Genomic DNA, 19,447 nt, shown 5'->3' on the forward strand with positions numbered 1-19,447 from the left:
CCGCCCCCGGGGTGGCCGCCGCCCCGTGCCGGTGCCCGCTCAGGCGGCGGGCACCCGGTCCAGGAAGCCGGCGACGGAGCTGATCCGGCCGTCCGCGGCGAGGGCGGCGACGTCGGACCCGGCGACCGGGGCCGAACCGTCCGGCGCCACCAGCTCCCAGCCGAACCGGACGAGGCCGTGGTGCCCGTCCGGGTCGCCCAGCGGCCGGAACACGAAGCCGGGGAACTGGGCGTGCACCCCGGCGATGACGGCGGCGAGCCCGTCGTGCCCGGCGACGTCCGCGAGCGGGTCGGTGTACGTGGCGTCCTCGGTGAAGGCCGCGGCGACGGCGCCGGCCGTCCCGTCCCCGTCCGCGTTCCACGCCGCGAAGTACCGTGCGACCGCGTCCGTGTACCGCTCCGTGCCGGTCTGCCGGGTGCCCGTCTGGGTCATGGCCGTACTCCTCATGTCATGTCGTCGAGTGGCGCGGCGCCCGCTGTGCGTCACGGCCCCGCGTTCGGGCCGGTCGGCGGGCCGGAGTGCGCCGGCCCGCCGAACCGGTGCCTCAAAGATGCCGGGAGGCGGGGAACGGGTCGATTACGTCCCGGGTAATGGGTGGAGTCCGGGCCGGCAGGGGGCGGCCTATTTCGGTGGTGGCTCCGGACATCCGCGCACTACCCTGCGCCGATGACGCGGTGACCGGCGGTCCGGCCGCCGGTACCGGCGCGTGAGGAGAGGGCAGTTGGGCCAGCAGTACACCGACCCGGCCGATTTCTACACCGGCATCGTCGCCGACTCCTACGCCCCGTTGAAGTCCTTCTCCCCGGACCCGGAGATCTACGCGGCCTTCGTGCGCGAAGCGGGCGCCCCGGCGCTGGAGCTGGGCTGCGGAGACGGTGACCCGCTGCTCGCCCTGCGCCGCGACGGCCTGGACGTCGAGGGCGTCGACTCCTCCGCCGACATGCTGGAGCGCTGCCGCCGCCGGGCCGACGCGGCGGAAATCGCCGTCACGCTCCACCACCAGCGGATGGAAGCACTCACCCTGCCGCGCCGGTTCCGGGCGGTCTTCCTGGCCGGGCCGACCTTCAATCTGCTGCCGGACGACGCCAGCGCGGCAGCGGCCCTCGACGGCATCCGCCGCCACCTGTCCGACGGCGGATTCGCGCTGATCCCGCTGCACATTCCGGACCCCACCCCCGCGGAACAGATCGGCCGGGTCCGCACGGCCGTCGCCGACGACGGCGCCGAGCTGCGCTTCTCCCTGGTCGCCGAGGAGCGCGACGAGGCCCTGCGGACCCGGACCAGCCTGCTGCGCTACGAACGGCACGGTGCCGGTGCGCCCACCGTGGTGGAGCGCCCGTGGCTGCTGCACTGGTACACCCGTGCCGGGTTCGAGGAGCTGGCCGCGGCGGCCGGGCTGAGCACGGTGGCGGTCACGGACCCGGACGGCAACGCCGTTGCCGACGACGCCTCGTACATGGTCTTCCGGCTCCGGGCCGGCCTCCGCCGCAGCCCTGGAACGGGCCTGGGCAGTGCCGCCACGTGAGCGTCAAACGGGCCTGGGCAGTGCCGCCACGTGAGCGTCACCGGCCGAGCAGGGCCGCCAGTGTCCTCTTGACGGCGGTGCCGGGGTCGGCGGCGAGGCCGTCCGCGCGCCAGGCCACGAAGTGGTCGGGGCGGACGAGTACGGCTCCGTCGTGGGCGAGGCCGGGAAGGGTGCCGGCGGGGACCCGGTGCGCGGTCAGGGTGATGCCGAAGGCGGCGGCCGCCTCCGTGGCGGCGGGGAGCCAGGGGGCGCCCTGTGGCCCGGCGATCAGTGCCCAGTCCGCGCCGGCCAGGTCGTGGGTGGAGGTACGGCCGTCCTCGGCGGGCTCCAGCGGGCGGTGCGGGAGCCGGTGGCCCGGGCGCACCTCGTCGGAGAGGACGTCCGCGGCGGCCTCGTCGCCGGTGGCCGCGGGCGCGCCGTCGGGCGGGACGACGGCGCCGGACGGGTACGCGTAGCGCATCATCGCCCGCACGTAGTCCCGCGCCGCCCGCGCGTACAGCTCGTTCGGATCGGACCCGCCGAGCGTCCGGTAGCCCTGGTGCATGCCGCGGGAGAGGGCGAGCGAGGCGCGTACCGCGGCGCGGCGCTCCGGCTCGTACGTGTCCAGCAGCCGCTGCGCGGCCTGTCCCCGCAGGACCGCGGCGAGTTTCCAGGCGAGGTTGTGACCGTCCTGGATGCCGGTGTTCATCCCGAGGCCGCCGGCCGAACTCTGTACGTGCGCGGAGTCGCCGGCGAGGAAGACCCGGCCGTTCCGGAACGCCGAGGCGGCGCCGATGGCCGCCTCCCAGGCGTTGACCGTCACCAGGTCGACGGGCAGTCCGGGATCGCCGATGGCGGTCCGCAGCAGGGCCAGGGCGCGGTCCACCGGGAGCGGGGCGATGCCGTCCGTGTCGTCCGGCCGGCCCGGGTAGTCCATGAGGTGCGAGACCCACTGGTCACGGCCGTTCATGGAGAAGACCGTCGCGTAGACGGCCGGGTTCCGTATGAAACTCATCAGGTCGCGCCGGCCGTCGGCGCCGGGCGGGAGATCGGCGCGGTAGAAGGCGGTGTGCAGCCGGGCGACCACCTCGCGGCCGGGCACGGTGATGCCGAGCAGGCGCCGGACGGTGCTGTGCGCGCCGTCGGCACCGATCACGTAGCCCGCGGTGACGGTGTGCTCCTCGCCGGTGCGGGCGTCGGCGAGCCGCACCCGTACGCCGTCCGCGTGCTGTTCGAGGGCGGTCACGCCGAGGCCGAACCGCGCGTCACCGCCGTGCCGCAGCAGCGCGTCCAGCGCCAGCCGCTGCACCTGGAGATGGTTGAGCCACAGCCGGCTGTCGACCGGGCTACAGGTCCGCAGCCAGCGTGCGTACGGCTCGGGCGGTGCCACCTGTTGCCGTGCGCTGCCCAGCGCGCTGTCCTTGAACACCGCATGGAACGGCTCGGACCCGTACCAGCCCGTCTCCTCTACGGCGTCCATCAGGCCCGCCGACCGCAGGAGTTCCAGCGTGCGGACGCTGCTCATCGCCCGCGGCGGGCCGGTGAGCGGGTCCCGCTTGTCCACGACGAGCGCCGGGACGCCCCACCGCGCCAGGAACATCGCGGTGACCAGGCCGACCGGTCCGCCGCCCGCCACCAGCACCGGTACGGCTCCGGGGAGGGGCCGCCCGGCCGCCGGCCGCTCCCCCGCCGCCTCGGTGCCCGTCGTTCCGGTCGTCGCTTCCGTCTTCGTATCGCGTATGCGCACAGCACACCGTCCTCGTGTCCCCCGGTCCGGTCCGTCGCCGGGTCCGGTCCGGCCAGCCTGGACGCTCAAGCCGACTTGAGCGCAAGATGGGTCCGTGCCGTCCCGCGACGTAGACGACGAACTGCATTCGATCAGTGAAGTGGCGCGCTGCTTCGGCCTGTCGGTGGCCACGCTGCGGTATTACGACGAACTGGGGCTGCTGCCGCCCGCCGGGCGCCGGGGCAACGTACGGCACTACGGCCGGCGGGAGCTGCGGCGTCTCGCGCTGATCCAGCACCTGCACCACGGCGGCATGCTGAGCCTCGCGGACACCGCCGCCGCGCTCGGCGAGCGCGGCCCGGACGGGGTGCGGCGGCCGCCGGGGCGGGCGGTGCTGACCGGAGCCCTCCAGCTCATCGAGGAACGGATGGCGGACCTCCAGGCCGCGCGGCAGCGCCTCGCCCACCTGCTGACCTGCCCGACGCGCGATCCGGTGCGGGAGTGCACGCTGCTGCGCGCGGAACTGGACCGGAACGTGGCGCAGGCGCTGGGCCGCTGACCGGGCGGTTCGCGTCACGGACCGGTCCGTACGTCGGCCGGTCCGTACCGTTGGCCCGTCCGCACGTTGACCGGTCCGCATTATTGACCGGTCGGTCTCGAAAGCCTAGGGTTCCCCTCATGGCACGGACCAAGGCTTTTGATCCGGACGCCGCACTTCAGGCAGCTCTCGAACTGTTCTGGCAGCGCGGTTACGAGGCGACGTCGATGGCCGACCTCGTCGACCACCTCGGCATCGCCCGCGCCAGCCTCTACGCGACCTTCGGCGGCAAGCACGACCTCTACCTCAAGGCCCTGGAGCGCTACAGCCGGCTCTCGGACCCGGGGCTCATCGAGGAGCTGTCGCAGCCGGGGCCCGCGCTGCCCGCCGTACGCGCGCTGGTGACCCGGTTCGCGGAGGAGGCCGCCCGCGACGAGCTGGGGCGCGGCTGCTTCGTGACGAACACGGCCGCGGAGCTGGCCGCGCGCGACCGGCACGCCGCCCGGCAGGTCGAGGCGAGCTGGACGGTGCTGGAGACGGCACTGACCTCGGCGCTGACGCGGGCGCGGGCCCAGGGCGAGCTGCCCGCCGGCCGGGATCCGCGGGCCCTGGCCCGGATGCTGCTCGTGCTGATGCAGGGGCTGCGCCTGATGGGCAAGTCGGGCCGGGAACCGGGGCGCCTCCGCGACGCGGCGGAACAGGCGCTGGCCCTGCTGGACTGAGGGGCGCCGCCGAAACGGGAAGCGTCACCGGACCGACAGGCGGCGCCGGGCCGAAGGGCGGTCCGGGGCTTCCGTCCGCGCCTTCGTGCGTCCTCATTCTAGACCGATCGTTCTCTATACATGGCGTCATCCGGCGCGACGACAGGAAGGCCCACCACCATGAACACCACCCCCGCACGCTTCGCCGGAAAAACCGTCCTGGTCACCGGCGGCGGCACCGGCATCGGCCGGGCGGTGGCCCGCGCGTTCGCGGCCGAGGGCGCGAACGTCGTGGTCGCCGGCCGTACCGACGGGACGCTGAAGGAGACCGTCGCCCTCGTGGAGGCCGCCGGCGGCCGGGCGGCGGCCGTCACCGCCGACGTGACCCGCGGCGCGGACCTGGCCGCCCTGGTCGAGGAGACGGTGCGCCGCTTCGGCGGGCTGCACGTGGCCGTCAACAACGTCGGGGTGTTCGTGCCCCCGGCGCCGACCGCCGACATCTCCGAGGAGGACTGGCGGCATGCCCTGGACACCAACCTCACCGGCACGTTCCTGGCGATGAAGCACGAGATCGGCCACATGCGGGCGCACGGCGGCGGCGCGATCGTCAACATCGCGTCCAACCTGGGCGCCTCGCTGCGCCGCCCCGGGGTCAGCGCCTACGTCGCGGCCAAGGCCGCGGTGAGCGCCCTGACCAGGAACGCCGCGCTCGACCACATCACGGACGGCATACGCATCAACGCGGTCTCGCCCGGCAAGGTCGACACTCCCATGTCGACGCTGCCGGGCGAGACCGCGGAGCAGAAGGCCGGGCGGATGCGGCGCGAGGTGCCCGCCGGCCGCTCGGCCGCGACCGCCGAGATCGCGGCGGCGGTGCTCTACCTGGCGTCCGACGCGGCCTCGTTCACCGTGGGCGCCGAGCTGGTGGTGGACGGCGGCGTCACCGCCTGATCCTCCTCCGCGCGCCGGGCGCGGCCGGTGCGGCGGGCCGCCATCCAGGCGTAGACGAGGATGCCGGCGAACAGGAACAGCACGCCCTGGTAGATCGCGGCGTATCCGGCGCCGGCGACCAGCCAGAAGGTGAAGCCGAAGGCGACCAGGGCGAGCACCAGGTCGCGGGCGAAGCGGGCCGGGCGGACCTGGTCGCGCCGCCCGGTGAGCAGGAAGTAGATCTGGGCGCCGGCGGCGAGCAGGTACGGGACGGTCGCGGAGAACGTGGTGATCAGGACGAGGATCTCGAAGACGCCGCCCGCGCCGATCAGGTAGTTGATCACGGTCAGGGCGGTGGCCAGCACCGAGGCGGCCAGCACCCCGAAGGTCGGCACCCCGCGCTGCTTCTTCAGGAAGGCGGCCGGGAACAGGCCGTCCTTGGCGGCGGCGTACGGCGACTGGGCGCTCATCAGCGTCCAGCCGTTCAGCGCGCCGACGATCGAGATGACCGCGGCGACCGCGATGACGGTGCCGCCCCACTGCCCGCCGAACATGGCGTTCACCGCGTCGGAGAACGGCGCCTTGGAGTCCACCAGCTTGTCGTGCGCGACCGTGCCGAAGACCGAGACGGTGCCGAGCAGGTAGACCACGGCGGCGCCGATGGTGCCGAGGACGGTGGCACGGCCCACGTTGCGCTCCGGGTCGCGCACCTCGCCCGCGCTCATCGCGGCGGACTCCACGCCGACGTAGCTGTAGAGCAGGATGGCCGCCGCGGCGGACATGCCGCCGATCGCGCTGCCGCCGCCCTCGTGGAACGAGCCGAGCTTGTCCGGGTCGAAGAAGAACAGGCCGACGACCGCGATGAACAGCAGCGGGACGAACTTCAGGACCGTGGAGACCAGCTGGACGGCGCCGACGTAGCGGGTGCCGGCGAAGTTGGAGAGCGCCGGCAGCCAGAGCGCGACCAGCGCCACCAGCAGGTCCGTGCCCTTGGAGTCGTGGCCGGGGAAGAGCACGTGGACATAGCCCACGGCGGCGACCGCGAGGGCCGCGTTGCTCACCCACGTCATGGTCCAGTACGACCAGGCCGACAGGAAGCCGGCGAAGTCGCCGAACGCCTCGCGGGCGTAGACGTACGGGCCGCCGGTGTCCGGGTGGCGCTCGGCCAGCCGCCCGAAGACCAGGGCCAGCGCGATGGCACCGACGGTCAGGACGCCGAAGGCGACCAGGCTCACGGTGCCGAAGGGCGCCACCGAGGCGGGCAGCAGGAAGATGCCGCCGCCGATGATGTTGCCCATCACTAGGCAGGTTGCGGTCCCCAGACCGAAGCGGCGGGTGTGCCGGTCGTGCATGGCGTGGTGGGCCTCTCGTCGTGCTGTGCGGGCCCGGAGTTGCCGGGCGACTGCATATCGTCTTCGACCTGCAACGTTGCACAAAATCAGCGGGTTTTGTCCCGCACGGCACCGTCGGCCGGCGGAAATACTTCGGGCCCGGGGCCCTCCCGCCGCAGTTCGTCCGCCGGGCCCCCCAGGGGTATCTGCGGCCCGTCCACCTCGCGCAGCCAGCGCCGCAGGATGGCGTGGACCTGCTCCGCACCGGCCGGTTCCACGCCGTCGGCGGTGGGCGGGGACAGCTCGGCGGGCCACAGCAGGAAGGGCCGGCTCTGCTCGCCGCCCAGGCCGCCGTGCGAGCCGATCTGCTCCTCGAAGGCGTGCACCGCGCCGGTGTCCGGGTGGCAGGCGGAGTTGACCATGACGTCGGCGGCGTGCGGGAAGCCGTCCGTGCGCCGTACGGTGTCGGCCGCGCCCGGGCCGAACCCGGCGAGGGGATCGCGGCCCACGATCCGGCCGGTGTCGAGGTGGTGCTCGGCGCCGCCCGGCCCGAGCACCACGGCGCCGTGCGCGGCGGAGCGCACGAGCAGGAAGCCGATGCCCGGGTGGTTGGCGAGGGTGGCCAGCAGCGCCGGGTGGCGGCGCTCGATCTCCTCGCGCGTCACCCGGCCGGGCAGGTCGGGGAAGGACACCAGGCCCAGGTTCCCGGAGGCCAGCACGACCGGGTCGGAGGGGCCGCAGCCGTCCGTGCCCTCCGGGCGGTGCAGCGCGGCGCGGGCGGCCTCGCGCGCCTCCGCCCCGCTCGCGGTCCGCCCGGCGCGCCGGGACACCGGCAGGCCGCAGCCGGCCCGCACCAGGTCCTCCAGGCCGAGCCCGTAGGCCTCCAGGAAGGTCGGGCCGGGGCTCTGGCCGTGGTCGGAGAGGAGTACGACGCGGTAGCGGCGGGGGGCGTACTGCGCGGCGTCGGCGATCAGGCCGACGGCGCGGTCCAGGCGGCGCAGCACCTGGTGGGTGTCGCGGTGCCGGGGGCCGGAGTGGTGGGCGACCTCGTCGTAGGCGACCAGGTCCGCGTAGACGGCCGTGCGGCCGGCGAGCAGGTCGCCGATCACGGCGGCGACCACCACGTCGCGCTCGACGACGGTCGCGAAGGCCCGGATGAAGGGGTAGAGGCCGCCGCGCCCGACCCGCGGGCGCTCCCGGCGGAACCGGGCCCGCAGGGACTGGACCACCTCCCGGACGATCTCGGCGGCGAAGGACACGGCCGTACGGGTCGCGTTGGCCGGGTCGGAGAAATAGGCGAAATAGCCGGCGCGGGAGCGGTTGTGCCGGCCGCGGCGGGCCGCCACCGACATCACCAGCGCCAGCTGGTCGGCGCCGCCGCTGAAGAGGTTGCCGCGGCTGGCGCCGTCGAAGGCGAGCAGCCCGGCGTCGCCGGTGCGGGCCACGGCGCGGCGCTGCAGCTCGGCCGCGCCGCTGGGCCGGTTGCTGACGACCAGCCGGCCGGTCTCCTTCTCGTACCACCGGAACGCGGGCAGGTCGTGGTTGGTGCCGTGCAGGAGGGCGAGCTGGCTGGCGCCGGTCTGGCTGGACCAGTCCGTACGCCACGGGGTCAGCCGGTGGGTGCTGCCGAGCCAGCCGGCGACCGTGCCCATCAGGGGCCGCTCGCCGCTGACCGCCTCGCACAGCACGTCGTGGCCCAGGCCGTCGAGCTGGAGGAAGACCGTGCCGGGCGCGACGGGGCCCGGGTCGCCAGGGGCGCCGCGGCGGCGGCCGTGCCGGCGGCCGGCCAGCCGCACCAGGCGTCTTCGGTACGCCTCGTCGTCGCGCACCGCGAGGAAGGTGGCGGTGGCGGACGAGGTCGCGGACATCACGGCGGCGACGATCACGGCCGTCTCGGGCGCGGCCTGGCCACGTCCCTCGGGGATCAGGCCGAGGGCGACCAGCAGCAGGGAGCCGTTCAGGAAGAAGACCAGCAGGCCGAGGACGAGGGCGGGCACCAGCAGCAGGGCCCGTACGAGCAGCGGCCACACCAGGGCGCTGAGCAGGCCGAAGGCGCCGGCGCCGAGCGCGGCGGTGAGGAACGTACGGGTGAGGCTCTCGCCGCCGGCGGACTGGAGGCGGAAGTCGGGCAGCAGGGCGGCGAGCACGAGCAGCGTCAGCGAGGACACTGCCCAGACCGCGGTCACCCGCAGCAGGGCACCGCCCGCCGTCCGCCACCGCGGCCGTCGCATCAGCGCTCACCTCACTCCGCCGCCCGTCACGCTCGGACACCTCATCGGGCATCACGCCTACAGCGTGTCACAGCCCACTGACAGCGCGGCCGGACGGCGGCGCGGGAGAGGGCCCGTGCCTCCACCTCCGCCCGCGCACGTACCGGTAACGCCCGGCCCCGCCGGAGAAACCGCGTCCGAGGGGGCCCGGCGCCACCGTGCTGCCCGGCCGGAGACCGTCCGACGCCCTGCCGGAGCCCGCCCGGCGCCCGCGCGCCCGGCCCGACGGACCATGAGGCAGGATCGGAGGAGGACGTACGGCGGCACGCGCCGGGCGCCCGGCGCGTCGGGTCGGTTCCGGTCGGGAGGTCGGTGTGGCGGTGGAGGTCACCTGGTGGGGGCACGCCACCGTCACGGTCGCGGACTCGGGCGTGCGGGTACTGACCGACCCGCTGTTCGCGCGGCGGCTGGCGCATCTGCGGCGCCGCCGGGGCGCGCTCCCGCCGCCGGCCGCGGCCCGCGCCGATGCCGTGCTCGTCTCCCACCTGCACGCCGACCACCTGCACCCCGCCTCCCTGGCGCGCCTCGCCCCGGGCACCCGGCTGGTGGTGCCGTACGGGGCCGCCGCCGCGGTGCCGGGGCTGCGGCGGGTGGCGGCGGCCCGGGGACTGCCGGTGACCGAGGTGCGCCCCGGTGACACGGTCGCGGTCCGCGCCGCGTCCCCGGACGGGTACGGCCCCGGTGAGGTGACCGTCCGCGCGGTGCACGCGGCGCACGACGGGCGCCGGCTGCCGTACGGACCGCACCGGGTGCCCGCCCTCGGGTATGTGGTGCACGGCGCGGCGACGACGTACTTCGCGGGCGACACCGGGCTCTTCGACACCATGGCCGCGGAAGTCGGCCCCTGTGACGTGGCGCTGCTGCCGGTCGGCGGCTGGGGCCCGTTCCTCGGGCACGGGCACCTGAACGCGCGGCGGGCGGCCGAGGCGGCGGCGCGGCTCGGGCCGGCCGGCGCGGTCCCGGTGCACTACGGCACGTACTGGCCGATCGGCCTGGACGCGGTGCGCCCGTACGAGTTCCACTCCCCCGGCGACGAGTTCGCGCGGCAGGCCGGGTTGCTGGCACCGGGGGTGACGGTGCACCGGCTCGCGCACGGCGAGTCCGTACGGCTGGCGGGCTCGCGATGATCGGCGGGCTGGCGGCCGGCGGGGTGCCCGCCGAACCGGCGCAGCAGGTGGTGGGCTATCCGTCGCTGTTCCTGCTGGTGGTGCTGGGGTCGCTGGTGCCGGTGGTGCCGACCGGCGCGCTGGTCAGCTCGGCGGCCGTGGTGGCCTTCCATCAGGGCTCGCCGTGGGCCCTGCCGCTCGTCTTCGGGGTGAGCGCCCTGGCCGCCTTCCTCGGTGACCTGGGGCTGTACTGGCTCGGCGGGCGCGGTGTGCGGTCCCGCAACGGATCGCGCCGGCTCGACCGGCTGCGCGACCGCGCCGCGCCGGAGCGGCTGGCACAGGCGCAGGACCGGCTGCGCACGCACGGGGTGCCGGTGCTCGTACTGTCGCGGCTGGTGCCGGCCGGGCGGGTGCCGGTGATGCTGGCGTGCCTGCTGGGGCGGATGCCGCTGCGCCGGTTCGCCCGCGGCGATCTGCCGGCCTGTCTGGCCTGGGCGGTGACGTACCAGCTCATCGGCCTGCTCGGCGGCTCCCTGTTCAGCGAGCCGTGGCAGGGCGTGGCCGCGGCGGTCGGGCTGGCGCTGGTGCTCAGCGGGGCGCCCGCGGTGTGGCGCCGGCTGCGCCACGGGAGGAACGGCTGAGCGGCCGTACGCGTCACCCGGCCTGCGGCCCTTCGCCGGGCGTGGCCTCCAGCACGCGCGAGGCGCCGACCGCGAGGTCCCAGAGGTCGGCGCGCGGGCGCCCGGTGGCCTCCCAGGCGGCGCGTACGCGGCGCAGCGGCTCCAGGGGCGCCTCGGCGGACAGCAGGAACGTCGACCAGTGCATCGGGGCCAGCGCGTGGGCGCCGAGGTCCTGGCACGCGCGGACCGCCTCCTCGGGGTCGGTGTGCACCGGACGCAGCATCCAGCGCGGGTCGTACGCGCCGATCGGCAGCAGCGCCAGGTCGATGTCCGGGTAGCGGCCGCCGATCTCCTCGAACCAGTGGCCGTACCCGGTGTCGCCCGCGAAGTACACCCGCCGCCCGTCCGGTGCGGTCAGGACCCAGCCGCCCCACAAGGAGCGGCAGGTGTCGGTCAGGGTGCGCTTGCTCCAGTGGTGGGCGGGCACGAAGTCGAAGCGGACCGGGCCGGCCGGCCCGGGCAGTTCGACGGCCTCCCACCAGTCCAGGTCGGTGACGTGGGTGAAGCGGCGCCGGCGGGCCCAGCGGGCGAGCCCGGCGGGCAGCAGGAGCGGGGTGTGCGGCGGCAGCCGTCTGAGGGTGGGCAGGTCGAGGTGGTCGTAGTGGTTGTGGCTGATGACGACCGCGTCGACGGGCGGCAGGTCCTGCCAGCGGACGCCGACCGGGGTGACGCGGGGCGGGGTGCCCAGGATCTTGCGGGACCACACGGGGTCGGTCAGGACGGTCAGGCCGCCGATGCGCAGCACCCAGCTGGCGTGCCCCGCCCAGGTGACGGCGATGTCCCGGGGTCCGGCCTCGGGCAGCGGGCCCGGTTCGAAGGGCAGTTCCGGGATGTCCAGGAGGGCCTGGGCGGAGGGCCGCAGTTTGCCCTCGCGGGCGATGCGGGCCAGCGCGCGGACGCCGGGCAGCGGCGCGGTGAGCCGGTCGGTGAAGTCGCGGGGCCACTGCCGGACCTCGCGCAGCGGGCGGACCGGTGCGCCGGCACCGGTCGCCTGCGGTCCGGCGGCCGGCCGGCCGTCCGCAGGCGGGAGAGGCTCGGTGAGGGAACGTTCGGTCTGTTCGGTCATCGAGGGGCTCCATTCGGTGGGCATGACCGGTCGGGGGCCGGCCGCGGGCGAGAGCCGGAGGTGTCGGGGGTGACGGGTGTGACGGGGAAGGCCGAAAGAGGCGTACGGGCGGTACGCGGACCCCGCGGCGGGCCGGGCCGCTAGGAAGGGCCCGGGTCCGTGAGCGACGCGAGCGTGGCGGACAGCGCGCTCAACGCGTCGGCCACATGCGGGAGTTGCAGCGGGTCGGGAGCGTCGAGGAGCTGCTGCCGGTGCTGGGGCCCGGGCCCGAGCAGCGCATCGGTGCTCAGGCGTACGCGCAGGGCGTGCGGGTCGTCACCGAAGCGGTGCCCGCCGCGCGCGGCCCAGGAGGCGAGCGCGCTCTCCAGCTCGGCCGGTCCGGTGACGCCCCGGCCGGCCAGCACGGGGCGCAGCGGGTCGAAGTCGGCGTACAGGTGGCTGCCCGCGTGCGGCGGGCGGCAGACGGCACCGCACGCGGTGAGGGCGTGGTGGAGCGCGCCGGCGAGCGCGCCGTGCACCCGGGCCGCGGCGGCGGTGCGGGCGCGTACGGGCTCCGGTTCGGCGAGCGCCTCGGTGACGGCCGCGGCGACCGGCCCGGCCACCGGGGTGCGCAGCGCCGCCAGCCGGTCCAGCGTCGCGGCGCGCAGCCGGGCGCCGCGCCCGGTGTCCGGGAACCGGGCCAGCGCGGCGGGCCAGGAGGCCGGCGCCAGGGTGGCCCGCAGGTCGGTCAGGACGACGACGTCGTCCGGCAGCATCTCGGCCGGGCTCAGGACGACCGTGTCGTGCGGGTCGTGCAGCAGGTCGCGGCCGGTCTCGTCGCTGACGATCCACAGCCCGTCCGCCGCGGCCGCCTCGCACACCTCGTGGACCAGTTCGGGCGGCGGGCAGGTGCCGCTGGGGTCGTCGGCGACGGAGACCAGCAGGACCCGCGGCCCGTCGCCGGCCAGCCGGGCCCGGCGCACCGCCTCCAGGAGGACGAACGCGTCCGGTACACCGCCCGATTCGGCCGGTACGGGGACCCGGTGCACCTGCCGGCCGAGCAGCCCGGCGCCCGGCGCGTACCACTCGGCGCAGGGGCGCGGCAGCAGGACGTCGCCGCCGGCCGCGGCGAGCAGCGCGAGGAGCAGGGCGGGCGCGCCCGGCGCGGCGAGCACCCGTTCCGGCGCGGTCACCAGGCCGCGGCGGCCCCAGTAGTCGCAGGCGGCGGCGCGCAGCGGCCGGGAGCCGCCGGGCGGCTCGGGTTCCGTGCGGTCCGCGGCGGCGGCGAGGTGCGCGGCGAGTTCCGGGAGGACCGGCAGCCCCGCCGGGGGATCCGGCTCCGGGGCCGGATCCGGATCCAGGGCCGTCCGCTGCATCCGTACCTCCACACTCCACGGCAGGTCGATCGTGGGCCCATCACATGAGTGCGGGCCCCGACCACCTTTGCAGATCGCGGGGGCCGGGAGGCGGGGCGACACGTCACCGGTCGGCTGAGAGCCGGGGTACGGGCGCGGCGGGGCCGGGGGCCGGGCGTGCGGGGCCGGGGTACGGGCCCGGACCGGAGCGGTCCCGGGCGGCCTACCCTTCGGGGCCGGCGTCCGGCGCGGCGGTCCGGCCGGGCGCCGCAGCGTCGCGCGCGCCGCCGGCGCGGCCGGAGTCGCGGCGCTGGTCACCCAGGCACCGCAGCTCCGCCTCCATCCCGTGTCCGCGGGTGCGGACCAGGGCGCCGGCGAGGTCGGACAGTTTGCGGTTGGTGCGCTGCGAGAGCCGGCGCAGCGTGTCGAAGGCCGTGTCCGGGTCGCAGCCCAGCACGTACATGAGGATGCCGCAGGCCTGGTCGACCACCGGCCGGGTGCGCAGGGCCGTGTCGAGCTGGTCCACCTCGGCGAGCGCTTCGCGGTAGCGGCGTTCCCGGGCCAGTCCGGTGGCGGCCAGCTCACCGAGCACGTCCGTGGCCGTGCAGCCCTTCTCGACCTTCAGGCCGGGGCGGAAGCCGTAGACGGTGATGGTGAGGGTGATGCCGTCCCGGCGGTACGGGAGGGTGGCGCTGGAACGTACCCCGGCCTGCAGGGCCTCGGCCCGGTATTCGGGCCAGCGGTCCTCGTGCAGCAGGTCGTCGGCGCCGGTGGCCCGGCCGCTGTCCAGGGCCGTGGGGATGGGGCCCTCGCCGGACTCCCACTGCACATTGACCAGGGCGGACAGATCGGGGTGGGTCACCGCGACGGGTGCTTCGGCGGTGTCCTCGTCGGTGCTCACCGTGGCGGCGGCACCGCAGCTGCCAGGGGTGCACCAGGCGGCCTGTTCGGCGAGGTGGGCGAGGCTGCGTGCGTGCGTCCCCTCGTCGAGGTCGGACGCCCCGGTGGCGAAGAGCGTACGGATGGGCATCGTTGCGTTCACTTCCGGGTCAGTCCCTTCGGGTCCGTGGACGGCAGGTCCGTGGGCCCCGCAATGAGTCGGCTGCCCGGTGCGAACGGTCGAAAACGCCGGTTTCCCGTCGAGTTCCGATGGTTCGGCACCGGCGGCCGGTCGGCTTGCCGCCTCGGGGGTACGGTCCGGGGACGCAGCGGATAGCGTGAGGGGCATGGCCGAGGTCGAGCGCGTGGCGGCGGAACTCGCCGATTTCCGCAGACGAGTCGAAGAGCTGCGCGCCGCCCGCGCCCTGCCTTCCACCGAGCGGCTGTCCGTCCTGGACGCCGCTCTCTTCGAGCTCCAGCACGTGGTCGACGTGATCCTGCCGCGCCTGGAACGGGGCGGTGCGGTGGAGCGGGACAACGGCGCCCGGCGGGCCGCCGACGAACAGCAGTTGCTGCGGGCGCTGTTCCAGCGGATGCCGTACGCGGTGGCGCTGCTGGGCCCGGACACGGTGATACGGCGGCTGAACTTCGCCGGCACCCGGCTGTTCGGCATGCGGGCCGGCTACGCGGCGGGCCGCCCGCTGACCGCCTCGCTCGCCCCCGAGGAACGGGCCGCCTTCCGCTCCCAGGTGGCCGCGGTCTCCCGCAACGAGGGCGACCGCAGCCTGGTGGTGCGGCTGTTGCCGCCGCCGGTGGGGGCGCGGCAGGACGGCGAGGCGCTGCGCGCGACGATGACGGCGCTGCGGCCACGGGGCGAGCAGGGCACGTCCGTGCTCACGGTCTTCCTCACCGGTCCGGAGGCGCTGGCGGCGGACCGGGTCAACCACGCCGGCCGCGCCGGGGCGCCGCCCGGGCTGTCCGAGGTGACCCGCAACGCCGAACTGATGGACCTCCTGGACGACATGACGATGACGCTCCTGGAGTCGCCGCGGGAGCCCATCGCGATACTGGACCGCGCCTGTCAGATGCTGCACGGCCGGTTCGCCGACTGGGTGACGGCCGATCTGGTGACCCGCGGCGGCGGCCCGTTGGTGCGGGTGGCGGTGTACGGGGGTGCCGGTCCGGAGGCCGGGCACGACGACCAGGACGGCAAGGGCCCGTGCGACGGCCGGGGCGCGGCACCGGACACCCCGGTGGAACGGCGCCGCGCCACGCCCCGGGACGGCCGGCAGAACGCGTCCGCCACCGGAAACCCGCACGGCACGGACGCCCTGACGGCCACCCTGGCCTCCCAGCCGCCCGGAGAGTGCCCGGTCGTCGTCGAGGCGGCCCGCGCGGGCAACGCCCATCTCCAGGTGCGCCCGGAGGACCTGGGCGCATTCGGCCACGACGCGGACGGCGTGCCGATACTGGCCCGGGCCGAGGTGACCTCGCTGCTGTGCGTACCGCTGCGGGCGCGGTCGGGGCCCGTGCGCGGCGTGCTGACGCTGCTGCGCACGGGCGGGCGGCGGGCCTTCAGCATGGCGGAGGCGGGTGCCGTCGACCGGATGGCCCGCCACCTGGGGCGCGCGCTGCACCCCTGACCGGTGCGGGCGGGCGTCACGGCCGCCCGGCACCGGCCGTGTCCCGGCTAGGCCGCTTCCTGGCCCCCCACCTGGTCGCACAGGCGGGTGCAGGTGCGGTTGATGAGCCGTGAGACGTGCATCTGCGAGATGCCGAGCCGGTCGGCGATCCGGCTCTGCGTCATGTCGCAGAAGAACCGCAGGTAGAGGATCTGCCGCTCGCGTTCGGGAAGCATCCGCAGCTTGGGCCGGATCGCCTCCCGGTCGACGACCAGGTCGAAGCCGGGCTCCGGGCCACCGAGGGTGTCGACGAGCGCGTACCCGTCGTCCGCGCCGGGCAGTTCGGCGTCCAGGGAGAGCGTCGAATAGCTCTCCAGGGCCTCCATGCCGAGCAGCACCTCCTCCAGCGACATACCGGTGTGCCGGGCGATGTCCCGGGCCGGGGGGCGGTGGTCGTCGGGCGCGTGGGTGAGCTCGATCGTGGCGGTGCGGACGCGGTTGCGCAGTTCCTGGACCCGGCGGGGCACGTGCAGGCCCCACATGTGGTCGCGGAAGTGCCGCTTGACCTCGCCGACGATGGTGGGCACGGCGAAGCTCTCGAAGGCGCAGCCGCGGTCCGGGTCGTACCGGTCCACGGCCTTGACCAGGCCGAGCGCCGCGACCTGCGTCAGGTCCTCGGTGGTCTCGCCGCGGTTGCGGAACTGCCGGGCGAGGCGTTCGGCCATCGGGATCCAGGCGCAGACGATGGCCTGGCGCAGCGCGTCCCGTTCCGGCCCGTCGGGCAGCGCCGTCAGCCTGCGGAAATCGGCGCCGGTGTCCGGCGCGTCGTCGTGCGGGTGCTTGTTCTGGGGACGTCGCGCTCCGGCCGCGTGGTCGGCGGGCCGGCCGCGCGGGACGCCCCGGCGGTGGGGTGCGCGTACAGAGGGCATGGTCTCGGCTCCCTGATCGGTGGACGGGGGGGTCCTCCGTGGGAGCGCAGCCGGACGGCACGCTCGGAGAGCGGGTCCGCTCCCACGGGCGTGCCTCCGGTCCGAAGCACACCGGTCGCGTGCCCGGAGCCGGTGCCGGTAAACGCTCCGCGCGCCGAATCCGCCGCAGCGCGGACCCGTCCGGAGGTTTCCGGCCCGCGGGCCCGGTAACCCGTCCGGGACGGCCCGCTGACAACCGGTCATGGTCCGGTCGGCAGTGCCGGAACGGCGGCCACGGCGCCCGGCGGCGCGTACGCGGAACGGTGGAGCGCCTGCGCGGACGGCAGGCGCAGCAGGGCGTGCGCAGCGGATCCGGGACCACACCGAGACGGAAGAGGAGCCACCCCACACCATGAACGTCGAGCGGCTGGACGTCACCGCCTACACCGTCCCCACCGACGCGCCCGAAGCCGACGGCACCCTGGCGTGGGACACCACCACGGTCATCGTCGTCGAGGCCCGCTCCGGCACGACCACCGGCCTGGGCTGGACCTACGCCGCCACCGACACCGGTTCGGTCGTACGCGACCTGCTCACCCGGCCGGTCCTCGGCCGCAGCGCGCTGGACGTGCAGGGCGCGTACGAGGCGATGAGCCGGACGGTGCGCAACGCCGGCCGGCCCGGCCTGGTCGCCTGCGCGCTGTCCGCGGTGGACATCGCGCTGTGGGACCTCAAGGCACGGCTGCTGGAGCTGCCGCTGCTGCATCTGGTGGGCGCGGTGCGCAGCGCGGTGCCGGTGTACGGGTCCGGCGGGTTCACCACGTACCACGACACCCACCTGGCGACCCAGCTGAACGGGTGGGTGCACGGCCAGGGCATCGAACGGGTCAAGATCAAGATCGGTGAGGAGTGGGGCCGGGCCGTCGAACGCGACCTGTCCCGCGTGCGCCACGCCCGTTCGGCCATCGGGCCGCGCGCCGAGCTGTACGTGGACGCCAACGGCGCCTACACCCGCAAGCAGGCCGTACGGATCGGCCAGGCCCTCGCCGACCAGGGCGTGGGCTGGTTCGAGGAACCGGTGTCCTCCGACGACCTGGAGGGCCTGGGAGTCGTCCGGGACCTGGTGGTGTGCGACGTGACGGCCGGTGAGTACGGCTACGACCTGCCGTACTTCGCCCGGATGGCGCCGGTCGTGGACTGCCTCCAGATGGACGCCACCCGCTGCGGCGGGCTGACCGTCTGGCTGCGCGCCGCGGCCCTCGCCGAGGCGCACGGCCTGGAGGTCTCCGCCCACTGCGCCCCGCACGTGCACGCCCACCCGGCCGCGTGCGTACCGAATCTGCGGCACATCGAGTGGTTCCACGACCACGTGCGCATCGAGTCGATGCTCTTCGACGGCGGCCTCGACCCGTCGGGCGGCACCGTACGCCCCGGCGGCAGCCATCTCCCGGGCCACGGCCTCCGGTTCCGCCACGAGGAGGCCACACCGTACCGGGTGCTGTGAGAGAGGGGCGCCGCGGGAGAAGGGCGCCGGTGCGGAGTCCGGTGTGCTCCCAGGCGGGGCGGAGTCCGGGCGCGGGACCCCACATCCCGCGCCCGGACGTTCCCCACCATCCCTGCCCCGGTGTCCCGGGGCTCCCCGGTTTTCTCCGTGGCCGCTCGGCCGCGAGCCGGGTACCTGATCCCGGTGCGGCTCAAACATCCCCGGGTCAGGGGCCGGTGCGGGCGCGGGCTCCGGAGCGGGTGCGGCCGGGGGCGACCCGGCGGCGCGGGTGGCGCCGCAGGTACTCGCCCTCCAGCTCCGCCATGCGCGCGTTGTGGGTGGCCAGCGCGTCGGTGGAGCCGTGCAGCAGCGTGTCGTGCCGGGTGCGGTGGATGGTCTCCAGCTCGCGCAGCAGCCGGCTCTCGTCGAGCCGGGCGGGCGGGACCCCCGGCCTGGCGGCCTGCGCCGGCGCGGGCCGCGGGAAGTCGGCGGACGTGTCGTGGGACGGCATCGGGGCTTCTCCCTCCGTGTCGGGTGCCTCCCTTCGGGTACCCGCTGGCACAACCGTCCGGACACATCCGGCGGCAGGCCCGCAGCGAGCCCCGGAGGCGGACATGGAACTCGGCTTCCTCACCCCACTCACCACCAGGACGGGCCCCGGCTCCGTGGGCCGTTCCGGCACCTCGGGCTCTTCGGTCCGCCCGGTCGCCTCCTTCGATCGTACGAGCACGGCTCCCGCTCGGCGCGGCGACCGGACGCCGCGCGGCGGGCCCGGAGCCGGCCGCGCGTTCCCGGACGGCGCCCCGGGGTGACGCCCCGGGGCGCCGCCGCGCGGCGTCCGGCCGTCCCCGCCGAGCTCCTGCCACCGCCACCGGCCCGACCGAGAGAAGGCGAACAGCTATGGCACAGTTCGTGAGGGACGTCATGACCGCCGGTGTCGCGGCGGTCCAGCCGGACGCCTCGCTCGTCGAGGCGGCGCAGCTGATGCGTGCGCAGGACATCGGCGACGTGCTGGTGACGCAGGACGGTGTGCTGCTGGGGGTGGTCACCGACCGCGACATCACGCTGCGGGCGGTGGCCGACGGCGTCGATCCGCTCGCCGTGTCCTGCCGCTCGGTGTGCACGCCCGAGCCGGTCTGCGTGGGCCCCGACGACCACATCAGCGAGGCGGTGACGCTGATGCGCACCAACGCGGTACGGCGGCTGCCGGTGGTGGAGAACGGCACGCCGGTGGGGGTGGTCAGCATCGGTGACCTGGCCCGGGCGCAGGACCCGGACTCGGCGCTCGCGGACATCAGCCGGGCGGCTCCGGACAGCCGGCCGGACAGCGGCACGGCGGGCCCCGGCCTTGTCTGACGCCTGCGGGGAC

At 75.5% G+C, this 19,447-nt stretch carries 18 protein-coding genes; 9 read left to right on the forward strand and 9 right to left on the reverse strand.

Translation table 11 applies throughout. From position 1 onward, the window contains the following. Nucleotides 1–39: 39 nt before the first annotated feature. Nucleotides 40–432, reverse strand: coding sequence for a nuclear transport factor 2 family protein (locus ACH4FX_RS22100; RefSeq protein WP_398481416.1), 393 nt, complete (start codon nt 430–432; stop codon nt 40–42). 289 nt (nt 433–721) lie between these two features. On the opposite strand from ACH4FX_RS22100, the gene ACH4FX_RS22105 reads away from it, so the two are divergent. Next, entirely contained in the window at nt 722–1,525 is an 804-nt protein-coding gene (locus tag ACH4FX_RS22105; RefSeq protein WP_398481418.1) for a class I SAM-dependent methyltransferase, read from the forward strand. A 37-nt stretch (nt 1,526–1,562) separates the two neighbouring features. Here ACH4FX_RS22105 and ACH4FX_RS22110 read toward each other — a convergent pair whose 3' ends face one another. Further along, nucleotides 1,563–3,251, reverse strand: a complete 1,689-nt coding sequence (locus ACH4FX_RS22110; RefSeq protein WP_398481420.1) for an FAD-dependent monooxygenase — start codon at nt 3,249–3,251, stop codon at nt 1,563–1,565. A gap of 94 nt (nt 3,252–3,345) precedes the next feature. Between ACH4FX_RS22110 and ACH4FX_RS22115 the strand changes: the two genes are divergently transcribed. The 3 genes from ACH4FX_RS22115 to ACH4FX_RS22125 all read left to right on the forward strand — a co-directional run bounded on the left by ACH4FX_RS22115 (nt 3,346) and on the right by ACH4FX_RS22125 (nt 5,420). After that, entirely contained in the window at nt 3,346–3,789 is a 444-nt protein-coding gene (locus ACH4FX_RS22115; protein ID WP_398481422.1) for a MerR family transcriptional regulator, read from the forward strand. A gap of 119 nt (nt 3,790–3,908) precedes the next feature. Continuing rightward, on the forward strand, nt 3,909–4,490 hold the full coding sequence (locus ACH4FX_RS22120) for a TetR/AcrR family transcriptional regulator (protein WP_398481424.1): 582 nt from the start codon (nt 3,909–3,911) through the stop codon (nt 4,488–4,490). 159 nt (nt 4,491–4,649) lie between these two features. After that, nucleotides 4,650–5,420: an SDR family NAD(P)-dependent oxidoreductase gene (locus tag ACH4FX_RS22125; protein WP_398481426.1), complete on the forward strand. Its 771-nt coding sequence runs from the start codon at nt 4,650–4,652 to the stop codon at nt 5,418–5,420. Here ACH4FX_RS22125 and ACH4FX_RS22130 read toward each other — a convergent pair. Both ACH4FX_RS22130 and ACH4FX_RS22135 read right to left on the reverse strand, forming a co-directional pair. Further along, complete coding sequence (locus ACH4FX_RS22130; protein ID WP_398481428.1) at nt 5,348–6,751, reverse strand: amino acid permease; 1,404 nt, start codon at nt 6,749–6,751, stop codon at nt 5,348–5,350. The genes ACH4FX_RS22125 and ACH4FX_RS22130 overlap by 73 nt on opposite strands. Nucleotides 6,752–6,837: 86 nt before the next feature. Then, nucleotides 6,838–8,961, reverse strand: a complete 2,124-nt coding sequence (locus ACH4FX_RS22135) for a phage holin family protein (protein ID WP_398481429.1) — start codon at nt 8,959–8,961, stop codon at nt 6,838–6,840. Nucleotides 8,962–9,314: 353 nt separating this feature from the next. On the opposite strand from ACH4FX_RS22135, the gene ACH4FX_RS22140 reads away from it, so the two are divergent. Next, nucleotides 9,315–10,127 (forward strand): MBL fold metallo-hydrolase, encoded by an 813-nt coding sequence (locus tag ACH4FX_RS22140; RefSeq protein WP_398481431.1) that lies wholly within the window; start codon nt 9,315–9,317, stop codon nt 10,125–10,127. Next, the gene (locus ACH4FX_RS22145) at nt 10,124–10,747 is read left to right on the forward strand and encodes a DedA family protein (protein WP_398481433.1); all 624 of its coding nucleotides are present in this window, start codon (nt 10,124–10,126) and stop codon (nt 10,745–10,747) included. Before ACH4FX_RS22140 ends, ACH4FX_RS22145 begins: the two co-directional genes overlap by 4 nt. Nucleotides 10,748–10,760: 13 nt before the next feature. Here ACH4FX_RS22145 and ACH4FX_RS22150 read toward each other — a convergent pair whose 3' ends face one another. The 3 genes from ACH4FX_RS22150 to ACH4FX_RS22160 all read right to left on the reverse strand — a co-directional run bounded on the left by ACH4FX_RS22150 (nt 10,761) and on the right by ACH4FX_RS22160 (nt 14,216). Then, nucleotides 10,761–11,852 (reverse strand): MBL fold metallo-hydrolase, encoded by a 1,092-nt coding sequence (locus ACH4FX_RS22150; protein WP_398481435.1) that lies wholly within the window; start codon nt 11,850–11,852, stop codon nt 10,761–10,763. A 140-nt stretch (nt 11,853–11,992) separates the two neighbouring features. Continuing rightward, on the reverse strand, nt 11,993–13,207 hold the full coding sequence (locus ACH4FX_RS22155; protein WP_398481436.1) for an aminotransferase class I/II-fold pyridoxal phosphate-dependent enzyme: 1,215 nt from the start codon (nt 13,205–13,207) through the stop codon (nt 11,993–11,995). Between the two features lie 202 nt (nt 13,208–13,409). Continuing rightward, nucleotides 13,410–14,216 carry an ANTAR domain-containing response regulator gene (locus ACH4FX_RS22160; RefSeq protein ID WP_398481438.1) on the reverse strand — a complete coding sequence of 269 codons (807 nt, stop codon included), beginning with the start codon at nt 14,214–14,216 and terminating at the stop codon, nt 13,410–13,412. A gap of 196 nt (nt 14,217–14,412) precedes the next feature. On the opposite strand from ACH4FX_RS22160, the gene ACH4FX_RS22165 reads away from it, so the two are divergent. Then, on the forward strand, nt 14,413–15,708 hold the full coding sequence (locus ACH4FX_RS22165) for a PAS domain-containing protein (protein WP_398481440.1): 1,296 nt from the start codon (nt 14,413–14,415) through the stop codon (nt 15,706–15,708). Between the two features lie 47 nt (nt 15,709–15,755). On the opposite strand, the gene ACH4FX_RS22170 is transcribed toward ACH4FX_RS22165, so the two are convergent. Further along, nucleotides 15,756–16,616 (reverse strand): SigB/SigF/SigG family RNA polymerase sigma factor, encoded by an 861-nt coding sequence (locus tag ACH4FX_RS22170; protein ID WP_398481442.1) that lies wholly within the window; start codon nt 16,614–16,616, stop codon nt 15,756–15,758. A 391-nt stretch (nt 16,617–17,007) separates the two neighbouring features. Between ACH4FX_RS22170 and ACH4FX_RS22175 the strand changes: the two genes are divergently transcribed. Next, entirely contained in the window at nt 17,008–18,099 is a 1,092-nt protein-coding gene (locus ACH4FX_RS22175; RefSeq protein WP_398481444.1) for an enolase C-terminal domain-like protein, read from the forward strand. A gap of 205 nt (nt 18,100–18,304) precedes the next feature. Here the strand turns inward: ACH4FX_RS22175 and ACH4FX_RS22180 are convergent, their stop codons facing one another. Next, complete coding sequence (locus tag ACH4FX_RS22180; protein ID WP_398481446.1) at nt 18,305–18,589, reverse strand: DUF6158 family protein; 285 nt, start codon at nt 18,587–18,589, stop codon at nt 18,305–18,307. A gap of 389 nt (nt 18,590–18,978) precedes the next feature. Between ACH4FX_RS22180 and ACH4FX_RS22185 the strand changes: the two genes are divergently transcribed. Further along, nucleotides 18,979–19,434, forward strand: coding sequence for a CBS domain-containing protein (locus tag ACH4FX_RS22185; protein WP_398481448.1), 456 nt, complete (start codon nt 18,979–18,981; stop codon nt 19,432–19,434). Nucleotides 19,435–19,447: the final 13 nt, after the last annotated feature.

It is taken from the genome of Streptomyces sp. NPDC018019 (assembly GCF_044327805.1).
Taxonomy (GTDB): Bacteria; Actinomycetota; Actinomycetes; order Streptomycetales; family Streptomycetaceae; genus Streptomyces.